General features: G+C 62.8%; 15 protein-coding genes. 8 read left to right on the top strand and 7 right to left on the bottom strand.

The features are described 5' to 3' along the window. Positions 1-18 precede the first annotated feature (18 nt). Both PSAL_RS18065 and PSAL_RS18060 read right to left on the bottom strand, forming a co-directional pair. Complete coding sequence (locus tag PSAL_RS18065) at positions 19-963, bottom strand: alpha/beta fold hydrolase (protein ID WP_147407664.1); 945 nt, start codon at positions 961-963, stop codon at positions 19-21. 209 nt (positions 964-1,172) lie between these two features. Further along, positions 1,173-1,382 carry a hypothetical protein gene (locus tag PSAL_RS18060; protein ID WP_119840481.1) on the bottom strand — a complete coding sequence of 70 codons (210 nt, stop codon included), beginning with the start codon at positions 1,380-1,382 and terminating at the stop codon, positions 1,173-1,175. Positions 1,383-1,562: 180 nt separating this feature from the next. On the opposite strand from PSAL_RS18060, the gene PSAL_RS18055 reads away from it, so the two are divergent. The 5 genes from PSAL_RS18055 (at position 1,563) to PSAL_RS18035 (ending at position 6,743) form a co-directional block, all read left to right on the top strand. Beyond that, the gene (locus tag PSAL_RS18055; RefSeq protein WP_119840482.1) at positions 1,563-2,654 is read left to right on the top strand and encodes an NAD/NADP-dependent octopine/nopaline dehydrogenase family protein; all 1,092 of its coding nucleotides are present in this window, start codon (positions 1,563-1,565) and stop codon (positions 2,652-2,654) included. Then, entirely contained in the window at positions 2,651-3,628 is a 978-nt protein-coding gene (locus tag PSAL_RS18050) for a 3-hydroxybutyryl-CoA dehydrogenase (protein WP_119840483.1), read from the top strand. Before PSAL_RS18055 ends, PSAL_RS18050 begins: the two co-directional genes overlap by 4 nt. Positions 3,629-3,827: 199 nt before the next feature. Further along, entirely contained in the window at positions 3,828-4,850 is a 1,023-nt protein-coding gene (dctP, locus tag PSAL_RS18045) for a TRAP transporter substrate-binding protein DctP (RefSeq protein ID WP_119840484.1), read from the top strand. Between the two features lie 73 nt (positions 4,851-4,923). Further along, on the top strand, positions 4,924-5,415 hold the full coding sequence (locus PSAL_RS18040) for a TRAP transporter small permease (RefSeq protein ID WP_119840485.1): 492 nt from the start codon (positions 4,924-4,926) through the stop codon (positions 5,413-5,415). A gap of 14 nt (positions 5,416-5,429) precedes the next feature. Beyond that, positions 5,430-6,743, top strand: a complete 1,314-nt coding sequence (locus PSAL_RS18035) for a TRAP transporter large permease (protein ID WP_196222870.1) — start codon at positions 5,430-5,432, stop codon at positions 6,741-6,743. A gap of 16 nt (positions 6,744-6,759) precedes the next feature. Here PSAL_RS18035 and PSAL_RS18030 read toward each other — a convergent pair whose 3' ends face one another. The 3 genes from PSAL_RS18030 to PSAL_RS18020 all read right to left on the bottom strand — a co-directional run bounded on the left by PSAL_RS18030 (position 6,760) and on the right by PSAL_RS18020 (position 10,379). Beyond that, on the bottom strand, positions 6,760-7,494 hold the full coding sequence (locus tag PSAL_RS18030; protein WP_196222871.1) for a GntR family transcriptional regulator: 735 nt from the start codon (positions 7,492-7,494) through the stop codon (positions 6,760-6,762). 368 nt (positions 7,495-7,862) lie between these two features. Continuing rightward, positions 7,863-8,951 carry a ParB/RepB/Spo0J family partition protein gene (locus PSAL_RS18025; protein ID WP_119840489.1) on the bottom strand — a complete coding sequence of 363 codons (1,089 nt, stop codon included), beginning with the start codon at positions 8,949-8,951 and terminating at the stop codon, positions 7,863-7,865. A gap of 3 nt (positions 8,952-8,954) precedes the next feature. After that, positions 8,955-10,379, bottom strand: coding sequence for an AAA family ATPase (locus PSAL_RS18020; protein WP_119840490.1), 1,425 nt, complete (start codon positions 10,377-10,379; stop codon positions 8,955-8,957). Between the two features lie 11 nt (positions 10,380-10,390). Between PSAL_RS18020 and PSAL_RS18015 the strand changes: the two genes are divergently transcribed. The 3 genes from PSAL_RS18015 (at position 10,391) to PSAL_RS18005 (ending at position 12,993) form a co-directional block, all read left to right on the top strand. Next, positions 10,391-10,528 (top strand): hypothetical protein, encoded by a 138-nt coding sequence (locus PSAL_RS18015; protein ID WP_196222872.1) that lies wholly within the window; start codon positions 10,391-10,393, stop codon positions 10,526-10,528. Positions 10,529-10,968: 440 nt separating this feature from the next. After that, positions 10,969-12,186 carry a replication initiation protein gene (locus tag PSAL_RS18010; RefSeq protein WP_196222873.1) on the top strand — a complete coding sequence of 406 codons (1,218 nt, stop codon included), beginning with the start codon at positions 10,969-10,971 and terminating at the stop codon, positions 12,184-12,186. A gap of 135 nt (positions 12,187-12,321) precedes the next feature. Next, positions 12,322-12,993, top strand: a complete 672-nt coding sequence (locus tag PSAL_RS18005; protein ID WP_119840492.1) for a TIGR02466 family protein — start codon at positions 12,322-12,324, stop codon at positions 12,991-12,993. A 9-nt stretch (positions 12,994-13,002) separates the two neighbouring features. Here the strand turns inward: PSAL_RS18005 and PSAL_RS18000 are convergent, their stop codons facing one another. Both PSAL_RS18000 and PSAL_RS17995 read right to left on the bottom strand, forming a co-directional pair. Then, the gene (locus PSAL_RS18000) at positions 13,003-13,866 is read right to left on the bottom strand and encodes an amidohydrolase family protein (RefSeq protein ID WP_119840493.1); all 864 of its coding nucleotides are present in this window, start codon (positions 13,864-13,866) and stop codon (positions 13,003-13,005) included. Between the two features lie 3 nt (positions 13,867-13,869). Then, positions 13,870-15,003, bottom strand: coding sequence for a mandelate racemase/muconate lactonizing enzyme family protein (locus PSAL_RS17995; RefSeq protein WP_119840494.1), 1,134 nt, complete (start codon positions 15,001-15,003; stop codon positions 13,870-13,872). Between the last annotated feature and the right edge of the window lie 6 nt (positions 15,004-15,009).

The raw sequence follows: 15,009 nt of genomic DNA, 5'->3' as shown, positions 1-15,009 counted from the left end.
CCCCGCGCGAACAAGCGGCTATCCCAAGATCCTGTTCACCTTGCTCCTCGACCTAGGGCTCAACGCCTCGATCATGACATCGCCCGCATCGACCCTCTCCTTCAAGCTTTGGACAAGTTCAGGGGCCCCGGATTGCACCACGCTATCCAGATATACGGAAAACAGCTTTTTCTTCCTCAGGGTCGCCATCTCGACGTTCAGCAAGTGCCCCGCTCGGGTGAAATCGGACGCATTGAAGGCCAGAACGCCATCATCCAGCTGACGGTTCAATGTTCCTTCGGGAAAGCGAAGGCGATCATTTTCTATCGACTCACCGGCAACAAAGCTGTTGAGCAAGTAGGTCAAACTTCCTGCCTGCTTCAGCATTTCAAGCGGCTTATGGCCGGAGTTCGGGATATTGATCAAGGTCGCGTCCGGATAGGCAGGAAGCACCCACTTCTCGACCGTTTTACGATCTTTCGGCTGACGTTCATCATACACGATTGTCGGAGAGAACTTCGAAATCGGACAATCCTTCAGATCCGGTGTATGATAAAAACCGCGTTTCAGTTCATTGATCTTCTCAGCTCCCAGCCGCTTGATCGTCGCAGGACGGTAGTGAAGCGGATGCTGGCTGTTGCGCGGGCAGGCCGACAATATGCGCGCATCAATCGCCCCTCCGTAGTAAAGCGCGGCATAACCACCCGCGCTGGATCCATAGGAAACAACGTCCTTTCCGTCCACGACCCGCGCAACGGCATCGTAAAAGGTCTCGAGCGAAAGCGAGCGAAACTTGGTTTGCTGAGCCTTGCCTACATAAATGTAATTCCAGCCGTTCTTGATGCAAACGGAGGCACCGAATCCTACCGGCCCCATTCCTCCGCCCTGAGGCGCAAAGCAGACTATGATCTTTGAGCAGGTGGGGTCGTTCTCATGAAATGTAATTCGATGTTCATCGCCAAGATCAAGTTCATAGACGCTCATTTCCAATCAACCATAGCCTACTTCTTGGAACCTTCCCCGAGCCCGCAAAAATTCGTCATCTTGAAACAATCCAGTTCCTGCACATCATATTTATCCCGGCAACATTAACAATACAGAAATACGTCCGGAAGCTCCGAGGGCAGAAGCGCTCCGTCATGTCCCGACGAGGTGGACCACCCACCGCGGCAGGCCGTGCGGCACCTGCGCTTTCAAGAAATGCAACTGCCCCGTCGGTGGGTCGGGACGTGAAAGCCGAGACCACTTGAAGATGCCAGATGCTCGTCGACCTTGATGGCCTGTTCCAGCCCCCGCTCGTAGTCCTTGATCACCACTGCATTCAGCGGGTCGTTGCCCGCCTCGATGGCGGCGACGGCCTGTTGCGCCACTTCGGTGGCCCCTGCCTTCGCAACCGGGGTCAAAAGCCGGGCCTGTGACCGGGGATGCTGCTTCGGGCAGCAAACCTCAAGCCAAATTTTATAAACTTTGTAAATTGTATAAAATATCATTGACCGACGCGGAAGCCGACGGACAACTGACCCTCAGACAAGAACAGATGGCGCCGCGGGCTGCGCCTGAAACGGACAGTAAAGAGGTTTGGGATGAAGATCGCTATTCTTGGGGGCGGCAACGGATCGCTGGCAGCTGCGGGGGATTTTTCCCTTGCGGGGCACGAGGTACGGCTGTGGCGGCGCGGCGCGGCAGATGTGGCGGAACACGCCACCTTTGACGACACGATCACCCTGCGCGACGCCGACGGGACCCATAAGGGCAAAATGGCGCTGGTCACCAATGATATTGCCGCCGCGCTGGACGGGGCCGAGCTGATCTTCTGTCCAATTCCCGCCACGGCGCATGACGACCTTGCCCCCGTGCTGGCGCCGCATCTGAAACCCGGTCAGGTGATCTATCTGCCGCCGGGGACCCTGGGCACCATGATCCTGGCGCATGCGGCGCGGGACGCCGGGACGCTGGCGGGCGTGGCCTTTGCCGAAACCGGCACGCTGCCCTGGCTGGTGCGCAAGCATGGCTTTGCCGAAGTGGTGATTTCCACCCGGGCCGTCCGCCTGCCGACCGGCGTTTACCCGGTCGCGCTGCGGGAGGCCGCGCTGAAAACCATCGACGCGGCCTTTCCCGGTGTGATCGAACCCTGCGAAGATGTGCTGTCGGCGGCTCTCATGAACGCAGGCCCGATCATCCACCCGCCGCTGATCCTGATGAATGCCGGCCCTCTGGAGCATTTCGAGGCCTGGGATATCCATAACGAGGGCACGCAGGCTTCGGTGCGCGCTGTGACGGATATGCTGGATGCCGAACGTGTCGCCGTCCGCGAGGCTTTCGGTTACGGCGCGCCGCACTTTCCGCTGGCCGACCACTATCACGACGACGGCGAGATGTGGATGTATGACCGCAAGAGCCGTGCCAACCTGACCGACAGCGGCGACTGGCGGGAAAAGATCGACCTGCACGCGCATCGCTACATGATGGAGGACACGCGCCTGGGCCTGTCCCTGATCTGTTCGATGGCCAAAGTCGCAGGCGTCGATGTGCCCTTGTCGCGCGGCCTGCTGGCCATCGGCGGCGCGATCAACGGCGTCGATTTCATGCAGGACGGGCGGACGCTGGCCGACGTCGGCCTTGGCGGGCTGTCGCTGGAGGACCTGAAAGCCGCCGCCGAAGGTCCCTCCGCATGACCGACCCGATTGCCTGTCTTGGCGCGGGTCGCATGGGGCGGGGCATCGCCATCGTCTTTGCCTACGCCGGTCACCCGGTCAGCCTGATCGACTTCAAGCAGCGCGACGCGGCAAGCTTCGCGGCGCTGGCCGAAGAGGCCCGGACCGAAATCACTGCAACGCTGCAGATGATGTCGCGTTTCGGCATGTTCGACACCGCGCTCGTGCCGGACATTGCCGCACGCATCCAGGTCGTGCCCGAAGCAGAGGCGGCCAGCGCGCTGGCATCCGCTGCGGTGGTGTTCGAGGGCTTTCCCGAGGTGCCCGCGCTCAAGCGCGAGGCCCTCGCTCGGGCCGAGGGGCTTATGGCCCCGGATGCGATCCTCGCCTCGACCACTTCGACGATCCTTGTCGATGACCTATCCCCCGCGCTGGCGCGGCCCGGCCAGTTTCTCAACGCCCACTGGCTGAACCCGGCGTTTCTCGTGCCGCTGGTCGAACTGTCGCCCGGTGCCGCCACCCGGCCCGAGGTCACAGCGCAGTTGTCTGCGCTGCTCGAGGGGATCGGCAAGGTGCCCGTCACCTGCGCCGCCAGCCCCGGTTACATGATCCCCCGCATTCAACAGGTGGCGATGAACGAAGCGGCCCGCATGGTCGAGGAAGGCGTCGCCAGCGCCGAGGATCTGGAAAAGGCCATCCGCTACGGATTCAGCTTTCGGTTCTCGGTTCTGGGCCTGCTGGAATTCATCGACTGGGGCGGGGGCGACATCCTGTTTTACGCCAGCGAATACCTGTCGAAAGCGCTGGAGAACGACCGCTACGCCGCCCCCGAGGTGATCCGCGCCAACATGGAACAGGGACGCATCGGTCTAAAGACCCGGCAGGGCTTCCTGAACTACGCCGACATGGACGTCGATGCCTACCGCGAAGATCGCCTGCGCGCCCTGGCCGGACGTCTGGCGGCCGAAGGGTTGATGGTGCCGCCCGTCGTCTGACCGGCGGCCGTCTCTTTCCGCCCGACCACAAATCGGGCGGATTTTCGAAAGAAAATTGAATCGTGCAAAATAAGTTTGACTCCGAAAGGTCCGGGAAAAATCATCCAAATCGCACGACAACAGAAGCCTGCCCCCCAGGGGCGGAACATTACAGGCCGGTCAACCGGCTGGACCACACCCCAACAGGAAAGCGAATGACATGATTGACAAGACCACTCCGCGCCGCCGGTCTCGCGTCAGCCTGGGCATGATGGCAGCCGCCGTCGCCGGTATGATGCTGTCGGGCACCGCCCTGCGTGCCGAAGAAGTGCTGAAAGCCGTCAGTGCCTTTCCCGTGCCGATGTTCTGGACTCAGGATTTTCAGGATTTCGTTGCGGACGTGAATGAAAAGGGCAAGGGCGTCGTCAGCATCCAGATGATGGGCGGCCCCGAGGTCGTCCCCTCGACCCAGCAGATCGACGCGGTGAAACGCGGCATCATCGACATCCAGTATGGCCCGGCAACCTATCACCTCGGCTCGGCACCGGAAATCGACGCGCTGGTCGGCTCCAATGTCACACCGCAGGAAGCACACGAGGATGGCGGGTTCGCACTGATGCAGACCATCCTGCAGGACCGTCTGGGCGTGCGCCTGCTGTCGATGGCGCAGACCGGACTGGAATTCTTTATCTGGACCGTCGACGAGCCGAAGATCAAAGAGGATGGCGGCATCGATCTGGACGGGATGCGCCTGCGCTCGCAACCGATTTATGCCTCGTTCTTCGAAGGGCTGGGCGCGGTTCCCGTTTCGGCAGGGGTACCGGATGTCTATACCGGGCTGGAACGCGGCACCTTCGACGGCATCGGCTGGCCAATCGCCGGCGTCACCGACCTGTCCTGGGACAAGTACCTGAAATACCGCATCGATCCGGGCTTCTTCAACTCGGACCTCGTGATCGTGATCAACCCCGACAGCTATGCCGACCTGTCGGATGCGGCGCGTGCGATCATTGACCAGGCCGCGATGGATTACGAACGCAGTTCCCGCGAGCGCCTGGCCGAGGTCACGGCCGAGACCGACCAGAAGGTGCGCGATGCCGGCATCGAAGTCATCACACTGGAGGGCAGCACAGGCACCGCCTACCTCGACAGCGCCTTCGGAAGCGCATGGGCGCGGCTGAAAGCCTCGGACACCACGCATTACGACGCGTTGCGCGCGGCGTTCTACCACGAGACCGAATGAACCCGCGACCCTGCAACCCCCGGGGCGGGCCCGCTCGGGCCTGCCCCGCCTTTCCCAGAACAGGACGTGCCCCATGCTGGTCAGGCTCTATGACCGCGCCATCCTTGGCCTTGCCGCGACTGGCGCGCTCAGTCTCTTTCTGATCACCCTGATGATCGTCGTCGATGTCGTTTTGCGCAATACCGGCTATCACCCCCTGCAATCCGCAAGCGCACTGTCGGAATATGCAATGTTGTTTTCCACCATGGCCGCCGCGCCATGGCTGGTGCGCGAGGGCGGCCATGTCGCCATCACGGCCTTTGTCGCCATGATGCCGCCGGCCCTGCGCTTTGCCATCGCCATGGCGACCCAGGCCCTGGCGGTCGGCATTCTGTCCCTGCTAAGCTGGCGCGCCGCCGTCATCGGGGTCGACAAGGCAGCAAGTCACACCATGGACATGCGCGCGATCACCATCCCTGCCTGGGTGCTCTATGCGATGCTCGCGGTCGGGCTGGGGCTCATGGCGCTGGAGTTCCTGCGCCTCTTGTTGCGGCGCGCGGTCTATTCCGGCAGCGCGGGGGCCTGATCATGGAATGGTACATGACCTGGGTCGGGGCCACCGCCCTGTTGCTGGGTGGCTTGCTGACGCTGATGTTCCTCGCCATGCCGGTCGCCATTGCCTTCCTGGTGATCAACGTCGCGGGCGTCCTGCTGTTCATGGGCGGCCTGAACGGCATTGATCAGCTGATCGCCAACTCGACCGATTCCATCACCTCCTTCGCTCTGGTGCCGGTGCCGCTTTTCACCATCATGGGCGAGCTGCTGTTTCACACCGGCTTGGCGGTAAAGCTGTTCGACGCGCTCGACATGTGCTTTGGCCGCATCAAGGGGCGGCTCAGCTATCTGACCGTCGCGGGTGGCACCTTGTTCGCCACGCTGTCGGGGTCCTCCATGGCCAATACGGCGATGCTCGGGTCGACCCTGATGCCCGATATGCTGCGCCGGGGGTACAAGCCGCATCTGATCATGGGGCCGATCATCGCCACGGGGGGCGTCGCGATGATCATTCCGCCGTCGTCGCTGGCCGTGTTGCTCGGCTCTCTGGCGCGCATCGACGTGGGCGCCCTGCTGGTCGCGGGGCTGATACCGGGGCTGGTGCTGATGGCGATGTTCGTTGCCATGATCCGGCTGCAGATCGCGATCGACCCCGACGCGGCGCCGACCTATGCGGTCGAACGGCATTCTCTGGGGCAGATCCTGCGCGCGCTCGCCATCAACGTGGCCCCGATGAGCCTTGTTGTCTTCTGTGTCATCGGCCTGATCCTGCTGGGATGGGCGACACCGACGGAATCCGCGGCCTTCGGGGCGCTCTCTGTCGCGATCCTTGCGGCGGCCTATGGCAAGCTGACCCGCGAGGCGCTGACCAAGGCGATGATGGGCACCCTCAGGGTCTCGGGAATGATGTTGCTGATCATCATCGGCTCCACGACCTTTTCCCAGCTTCTGGCGTTTTCGGGGGCCTCTGCCGGGCTGATCAGCTTTACCACCGGCTTCGACCTTGGCCACTACGGGATACTGGCAGCCATGCTGGTGGTGCTGCTGGTGCTGGGCATGTTCATGGACCAGCTGTCGATCATGATGCTGACGCTGCCGGTGTTCATGCCGCTGATCGCGCTTTATGGCATCGACCCGATCTGGTTCGGCGTCACCATGCTGCTGGCGCTTGAGATGAGCCTGGCGACACCCCCCTTCGGCCTGCTGCTGTTCGTCATGGCCGGCGTGGCGCCCAAGGGCACGACACTGGGGCAGATCGCGCGGTCGGTGCTGCCCTATCTTGGCTGCACGCTGGTGCTGATCCTGTTGCTGGCGGTATTTCCGGGCTTGGCGACATGGTTGCCGGGGCTGATGGACTAGGCCGGCGTGGCGGCGCTCAGGTGCCGCGCGCGACCTCGTCCTGCCCCTTCAGCAGGCTCTCGATGATCTCGCCCGTGCGGCGAAACCCCTTGGCCATCATCGCGACGGCTTCGTCTTCGCGCCGGGCAACGGCATGGGCGGCTATCTGACGGTGTTCCGCCAGGTAGGATTGCCTGAGAAACACATTGCCGCCCTCGGTCGTGAAATACGGCCAGCGATAGCGCTGTGTCTGGTTGTAAAGCTGGGTGGAAAACACCTGCATCCAGTTCGACCCGCTGGCGCTGATCAACGCCCCGTGAAAGGCGCGGTGGCGATCCTCCAACTGTGTCGTCTCTTCTTCGGTCGCCGCGCGCCCCAGCTTGAGGTTGCGTTCGAAACAAACCGAAAGCTTGTGGAAGGCCCCCATCACGCGCCCTTCCCAATCGTCGTCGCCCCGACGGATCGACCGCCGGAACGCCTCGCAATCGATCAGGATCCGGGTTTCGATGGCGTCCCACATCTCGGTCGTCGAAATCTCGGTCACGCGGAATCCGCGCGCGGCGTAGGACACGACCAGCTGCTCGCTCTGCAACCGGTTCAGCGCCTCGCGCAGCGGCGAAAAGCTGAAGCCATAGCGTTCCTTCAGCGCCTGCAGGCGCAGCGGGCTGCCGGGGCGGAACTGTCCCTTGAGGATATCGGCCCGGATCCGGTCATAGGCCAACTGGCCCAAGGTCTGGTCGGCGGGCTGCGCTGTGGTGTTGTCCGATGGCATCTGCGCCTCCTGGATCGGGCCCATCGGGGGCCGCTGATGTGGGGATCAGGTTAAACACCGCCGCCGGTTGCGGAAATACAAAATATGAAATTTTCGAAAATAGTCCCGCGCCGTGGCCCCGGCATCAGGACACGTTCTCGATCAAGACCGCCCTTTCCGGGTCTCGCCTGGACAGGCCTTGCTGGCGACGTGAAAGGTCCCTCCCCCAACGAGGCGCTTCATGCCTCATAATACCGCCCAAAGCGCCGCCATGCGTCATATCCATCTGCGTCCAATAATCTTGCATTATCAGCCACGGCCTTTCCGCCATTCGGGATTGCCTTCACCCCTTTCATTCAGATGCCAGGATCGATAAATCGCCCCCTGCCCTACCGCCCAAGCAACCGTTCCAGTTCCGCGACGGCCATTTCCACGACATCCCGGTGCAGCTTCCTGCCCTTCAGGCGGATCGTCCAGCCCTGCCCTTCTTCGGCATATTCCAGCGTCACACCGCTATCCAGAGGGACCTCGCGCGGGGTAGCCGCCGCCTTGCGTGGACGTCCGCCCTTGCTGCGGTCCGGCGTCGCCGGCTCGACCAGGGTCATCGCCTCCCCGATCATCTCGGCCTCTTCCTCGGGCGTCTCCGCCACCCGGCGGGCCAGCGCTTCGCGCAACTGTGATTCCGCGCCATTGCGCAGGGCGGTGGCGATCTTCAGGCCATCCCGCTCCTTGATCATGTCGGGAAAGGCCAGCATGTCGCCAAGTTCCTCGAAGATCAGGGCAAAGCTGCGGATCTTCGACCGCTTTGCCTTGGACGCCATGGGGAACAGCGCCTCGACTGCGGCCTCAACGTTGACGAAAGCGCCCTGCTGGCTGGCGATCACGGCGATCCGGCCCCGTTCGAAATGGCTCAGATTGGCGCGGATCTCGTTTTCTTCGACCATGGCGGCAAAGGTGCCCCCCATGGCCGAAGGGTCGCGGACCACGGCCTTGATCTTTTCATACTTCCCGCTCTTGGCGTTCAGGCCCCGCAGCGCCTGGAAGGCCCGCAACCGCCGATAGCCCGACAGCAGACCGAACCGATAGCCGCGCCCGTCGTCCTCCAGCGGAAATACCTCGACCGGAAGGCGCAATCCGTTGGCGGCGATGGACAATTGCAGTTCCTGCATTTCGTCCGCGTCCAGCACCACACGGTCCCGGACCAGGGCCTCTCCGTCGATCAGGTCCAGAGGGATCTCCTGCATGACCAACCCGCTGCTTTCGGCCGCACGCAGCCTTTCGGCGTCGCCCTGATCTTTCGCGATCCGGGCCCGCTCGGCCGCTGGTCGCGCCTCATGGGCGCCAGCCGTCTCGGCAGCAACCTGAGCAATCGGCGCCGTCAGTGGCGCCCGCCCTGCCCCGGTTTCGCGGCGAAACTCGTCCTCGATCTTGCTGAGCGCCTCGTCCGAGGGCGTCTCCAGCTTGCGTCTCTTGGCCATGGATCAACCCTCCTCCGGCTGCGGTTCGTCTGCCTGGCTTTCGGCCTCTGCCATCTGCTGATCGCGCCACCAGGTACCCAGGATCACCTGCTTCACCTCGGCCCAGGTCCGGTCAAAGGTCTCGCGCCCGCGCACATAGGTCTCACGATTGAAGTCACGGTAATCGGTCTCGTAGATCCCGGAAACCTGCTCTCCGGCCTGGCCGACCATCGCGGTGACTTCCTGCCGGTAGGTGGTCATGAAATCGCCGAAATAGGCCTGAATGACATTGGCCAGATCTGTTTGCTGAGCGGAGTCGAACCGGGTGATCAGCGCGCGGACCGCGTCCCATTCGAACCGCATCTCGGGCAGGCCATCCTGTCGCCGGATCCGGTTTTCGCCCTCCTCGATCGAGGCGAAGGTGGAATAGATCATGTCGAAGAACCGCCCCGTGGAATCGAATTCGAGGAAGCTCGCGCCAAGCGGCACCAGAAGGATATCTGCCGCCGACAGCGCGTTGATCGTCAGGTAGCCAAGTGCCGGGGGCGTATCGAGGAAGACCACGTCATAGTCGTCCAGCAACCCGCCGTCAGACAGAGCGTTCTGCAGCGCATCCCAAAGCGGCCAGGACCGGGCCTGCATGCGCCAGACGGGCACCTGAAATTCAGACCAATAGAGGTTCAATTGGGCGCCGATGAGATCGATATTGGGCCAATGGGTCTTCTGGATAAGGTTTCGCGGCGAAACCGTTAACGCTTCGGTAAGGGTTTCGTCGAAGGGGATCGCGGGTTGGCCGGCCGCCTCGCGCACAGTGTTTTCCTGCTGAAGATGCATCGCGTAATCGCGTGCCAGCAGCGGAAAGGCCGTCTGCCATTCGTCTTCGACCTTGCCGCCCATGATCGAGGTCATGGAGCCCTGGCTGTCGAGGTCGATCACCAGAACCTTGTAGCCATCGAGCGCCGCCGACATGGCCAGATGCGCGGCTGTCGAGGTCTTGCCCACGCCGCCCTTGAAGTTCGCCACGGCCACGACCTTGGCCGGCAGACCCTTGGGCCGCCAGGCGCGGTATTCCCGGTTCGGGTCACCTTCGGCGGCGAAGTGATCGCGCAGGCGCAGCACCTCGTCCAGGGTGAACCATTTCGAATTCCCGTCGCCGGTGCCCTGAGGCAGATCCGGATGGGATTTCAGCACCCGACGCATATGGGCGGGCGCGACGGGGATGAGGTACTTGCAGACTTCCCAGGTCGAGAACTTGCGCAACCGCTTCTGACCGTCGGGGGCATAGCCACGCCGGGCCAGGTCATCGCGGCCCCGCGCGGCGAAATTCGCCGCCTTGGCAAAGCGCGTAGTGTTGATCGGCTCCGACAGGGTGCTTGCCGCTTCGGCCGGATCTATGTTGAAGTAGGGCGGGACCTCAGGTCGGTTGCCGCCTCCAGATTTCGTGGCCATAGAAACTCCGCATGTCTGCTGTTTTCCAAGATATCCCGGCAAGTATCGCACATGCCATGATCAAAGTGAATCGCGATGCGCTGTTCCTGCTGAAAAATCCTAAATCAGAAACAGCAGACGATCCGTTTCAGGTCTTTGAGAATCTTTAAAGAATCTTTACGTCCCAAATTCGTAAAATATATCAACCGGTTACCTGACCTCAGGTGCCATTTAGCAGGGGCAGGGGGGCCGTGGTACGGGACCAAGGGGACCCGGATACGGGATCAAGGGCTCCGATTCGCGGGAAACTGGGGTTTGCAGAGTCCTTTTGGCGTGGAAACCGCCTGTTCGGGCCCGGTTTGCCGGGGTCGGCCCGGGGGCCGCAGACGGCCTGTCCCGTAGCCGGGCACCTTTCCCGACGCCAGAAATCCAAAGGTACCCGCCTACGGGAAGAGGCTAAAGGTGCCAAAAGGAAACTTGCTTGCGGGCACCTTATCCGGGATACTCGAGCCAAGGCGCGCGTCTGGTCGGATCGGGGATTCGGTCGGGGCAGCGTCATCCGACGCAAAGATCGGACAGAGGCAGATCAATCGGCAGGAGAATGCATGGCATGATCGATATTCCCCGCGAAAAGCTGACGGGCAGTTTGCGCCGTGGCGCGGTCAAGAAACACGTGGCGGCGGTGCATGTGTCGGGCAAGCTGACGCTGTTGCAGCGCAAGCTGAGCAATGTGCTGCTGCTGAACGCCTATGACACGCTGATCAGCCAGCCGGTGCACCGGATCGATGCGCGCACCCTGTGCCTGATGATCGGGTACAATTCCAACGATCAGGAAACCCTGAAGGCGTCGCTGCGGGGCCTGGCCGAGACGACGGCGGAATGGGACATGCTGGACGAGGAAGGCCAGCAGGAATGGGGGGTTTCGTCGCTGCTGTCCTATGCCAAGCTGAAGGGGGGGATTTGCGAATATGCCTATTCCCCTGCGCTGGCGGAAAAGATGCACGACCCCAAGGTCTTTGCGCTGATCAACCTGAACATCCAGCGACGGTTCACCAGTGGCCATGCGCTGGCGCTATATGAAAATTGTTATCGGTTCGTGCGGACGGGCAGCACCGGCTGGTGGGATCTGGACCTGTTTCGCCGCCTGATGGGTGTTGCCGACAGCGCCTATTACGACACCTACAAGCACCTCAATGCCAAGATCATCAAGCCCGCCGTAGCCGAGGTGAACCGGACATCCAACATCGTCGTGACGCCGGAAACCCGCAAGATGGGGCGCAGCGTGACCGATATCCGGTTCCGCATTGCCGAGAACCCGCAGCTGGCGATCCTTGACCTGGATGACGGCGCGGGGCTGCGCAATTCCGAGGTGTATGCGCGCATCCGGGCGCTTGGGGTCAGCGACCGTTTGGCGCGGCAATGGATCGTCGAACATGGCGATGGATACGTTCGCGAAAAGCTGGATTACATCGCGGGGCAGGGGGGGGTGAAGAACGCCGTCGGCTATCTGACCGCCGCGTTGAAGCAGGATTACAGGCAGGATGAACAGTCCGGAAAGGCTGCGGACGTTCGGGGAACGGAGGTTTCGCGGCGAAACCCCGCGACCAGCCCAAGGGCGCAGCGTCTGGGGCGAATACAGGATCTGGCGCGGGCCCGGACGCCGACCCAGAGGGATGCGGACAAGCGGTTGTTCCTGTCCCAGCTGGAAGGTGCCGCACGGGACGATTTCGAACGCTATGGCTGGATGTCGGCGCTGAATGCGCGCGCGATCCTTGCCTTCTGGGAGGAGTTGTCGCCGGGGGCTTTCGACGGGGTTGCGCCGGAATAAGTATTTATTTCAATGCCTTGAGCGGCATACTTGGTCCGGCAAGTTGGGGCCGTCAACCTGGTTCAGGGTGAAGACCTTGTGACAAGGCTTTGGCCTCGCTAGGTTTTTCGCAAGGACAGCAGCCGGGAAGCCGAGATGACCGATAAGGAACTGCCCCAGGTGAACGCCCCCTTGGGGCCGATCAAGAGAGAGTCCCATTTCCCGACCGGGATCTATTTCCGCGATTTCAATGACGCCGCCGAGGTGAACAGCCATTTGCTGGAGGCGGTGCTGGCCGAGCGGGCGGCGGATGAGACGGGTATCTCGCGCTCCAACGTATCGAAGTTGGGGGGCTGGCACAGCCAGACGGATCTGCACCGCAAACCGGCTTTCGCGGATTTCTCGGCCCGGCTGCTGGCGACCGTCACGGATATCGGTACATCACTGCGCTATGATCCGGCCTATGAGATCGCGATCGACAACATGTGGGCGATCATGAACCCGCCGGGCAGCTACAACCGCGCCCATATCCATCCCAATACGCTGTGGAGCGGGGTCTATTACATCCAGGTCCCGCAGGAGTCCGGGCGCATCGTTTTCACCGATCCCCGGTCCCAGGCGCTGACCGCCCCGGCGATGTTCGATCCGAGCCAGCCACGGACGCCCGAGAGTTGGTCGGAGGTCTTCTTTGATCCGCGTCCCGGCCGGATGATCCTGTTCCCCAACTGGCTGTACCACGAGGTCGCGGCGAATATGTCCGAGCTGATCGGCCTGGCGGGCGAGCGTGTGATCCTGAGCTTCAACCTGTTTCAGCGGCGTCGGAAATAGGGCAGGGGGTCAGTCGAACGGGGGCAGGTTGAAGAATGCCTCGGGGTTGTCGACAAGGGTTTTCTGACGGGTTGGCGCGTCGAGCCAGCCGAGCACGCAATCCAGCAGCGCCTGATCGTCGGGATAGTCCGCTTCGGTCTTGGCCATGTTGTGGGGCCAGTTGCTGCCCCACAAGAGGCGCTCTGGCGCATGGTCGGCGATCTTCATCGTCAGGGCGGCGATGTCGGGGAAGTCCGGGCCGCCGGCCTTTGAGCTTTCGTAGCAGCCGGCCAGTTTGAACCAGCATTTGCCGCCGTCGATCAGCCGCTGCGTGGCCGCGACCTCCGGGCCGTCGGGCAGGGCGCCGTCGAAGAACTTGCCGTGGTGATCAAAGACCCAACGGGCGCGCAGGGCCGCAAGGCGTGGTTCAAGCTCCTGCACCCTGTTGCCGTTGAATTGCGTGACCAGCACCCAGCCCATGTCGAAGGCGATGGCATCCAGCGCCTCGAGCGCGTCGAGGCCGACTGCGCCGCCCGGCAGGTCCATGATCCGCAGACCGATCACGCCGGCATCTGCCAGGCGGGCGATCTCTGCACCGCCGACATCCGGCTTGATCGCAGCGATCCCCCTGGCCACGCTGCCCATTTCGGCCAGACAGGCCAGAAGGCTGGCGTTGTCGTCCTGTTGTGCATTGCCTTGCGCCACGATCATCCGGTCGATCCCCAGCCAGTCCATCAATCCGCGGTACATGGCGGGTGTCGGCAACGGCTCGGGCGGGTTCGCAGGTCCGCCGGGCAGGGCAGGGTAGCCCGGCAGATACATGTGGCAGTGACTGTCCACCGCGCCACGGGGCAGGGCGATGGCGGGCTTGGGGCCGGAAACGGGACGATGCATGCGCTATTCCTTCGGGGCGAATTCTTTCAGCGCGGCGCGGTCGATCTCGATCCCGAGGCCGGGGCCGCTGGGGATCCGGACCATGCCCGCCTGATGTTCGATCGGTGCGGTCAGGATCGCCTGCCGGAAGGGGTTCTCGGTCCGGTCGAATTCCATGATCGGCTCCACCGGGTTCAGACGTACCGGGTTGGGGATCATCGCGGCCATGAATTGGAGGCTGGCGGCGATCTGCACGCCGGTGCCCCAGACATGCGGCACCAGCCGGATGTTGTGCAGGGCGGCCAGATCGGCGATCCGCTTCATTTCGCTAAAGCCACCACAGCCGCAGAGATCGGGCTGCAGGATGTCCACCGCACGGGTTTCTATCGGCTCGCGCATGCCCCATCGTGTGTGCCAGGTCTCGCCACCCGCAACAGGGATGGGCTGCATCGACCGCAACTCCTTGTAGGCGGACAGGTGTTCGGGGGTCACGGGCTCTTCGAACCAATCGACACCGTAGTCGGCAGCGGCGCGCCCCACGCGGATCGCCTCGACCGTGTCATAGCCGTGGTTGCCGTCGATCATCAGCCGCATGTCGCTGCCCATGGCGTCGCGCACGGCGCGGATAACGGCAAGGTCCTCGTCGAAACCGAAGCCAATCTTGATCTTGGCCGCATGGAAACCATCGGCACGATGGCGCGCGATTTCCTCGGCATTGTCCGAGGCCCGGTCGACTCCGTCCCGCTTGAAGGCGCCGGTGGCATAGGCCTTGACGCTTTCGCGGAACCGCCCGCCCAGAAGGGTCGAAACGGGGACGCCGAAATGCTTGCCCTTGATATCCCACAGCGCCACGTCGATGCCCGACAGCGCGGTCACCGGCAGCCCGCGCTGGCCCTGATCGCGCAGCGCATTGTACAGCACCGCCCAGACCTTTTCGGTTTCCAGCGGATCCATCCCGATCAGCCAGTTGGCATAGGCGCGGACCACGGCGGCATTGGGTCCCGCGGGGCCGAGGCATTCGCCCCAGCCCACTGTGCCGTCATCGCAGATCACCTCGACCAGCACATGCTGGCGCTTGTCGAACCGCATCGACGCGCTTTCAAAGGCCGTGTCGAGCCGGTGTTCCAGGATATGGGTGCGGACGGCGTCGATCTTCATATGGGT

Source organism: Pseudooceanicola algae (genome assembly GCF_003590145.2).
GTDB classification, from domain to species: domain Bacteria; phylum Pseudomonadota; class Alphaproteobacteria; order Rhodobacterales; family Rhodobacteraceae; genus Pseudooceanicola; species Pseudooceanicola algae.
The sequence above is the reverse complement of the archived record's forward strand: the minus strand, read 5'-3'. Positions and strand labels throughout refer to the sequence as shown.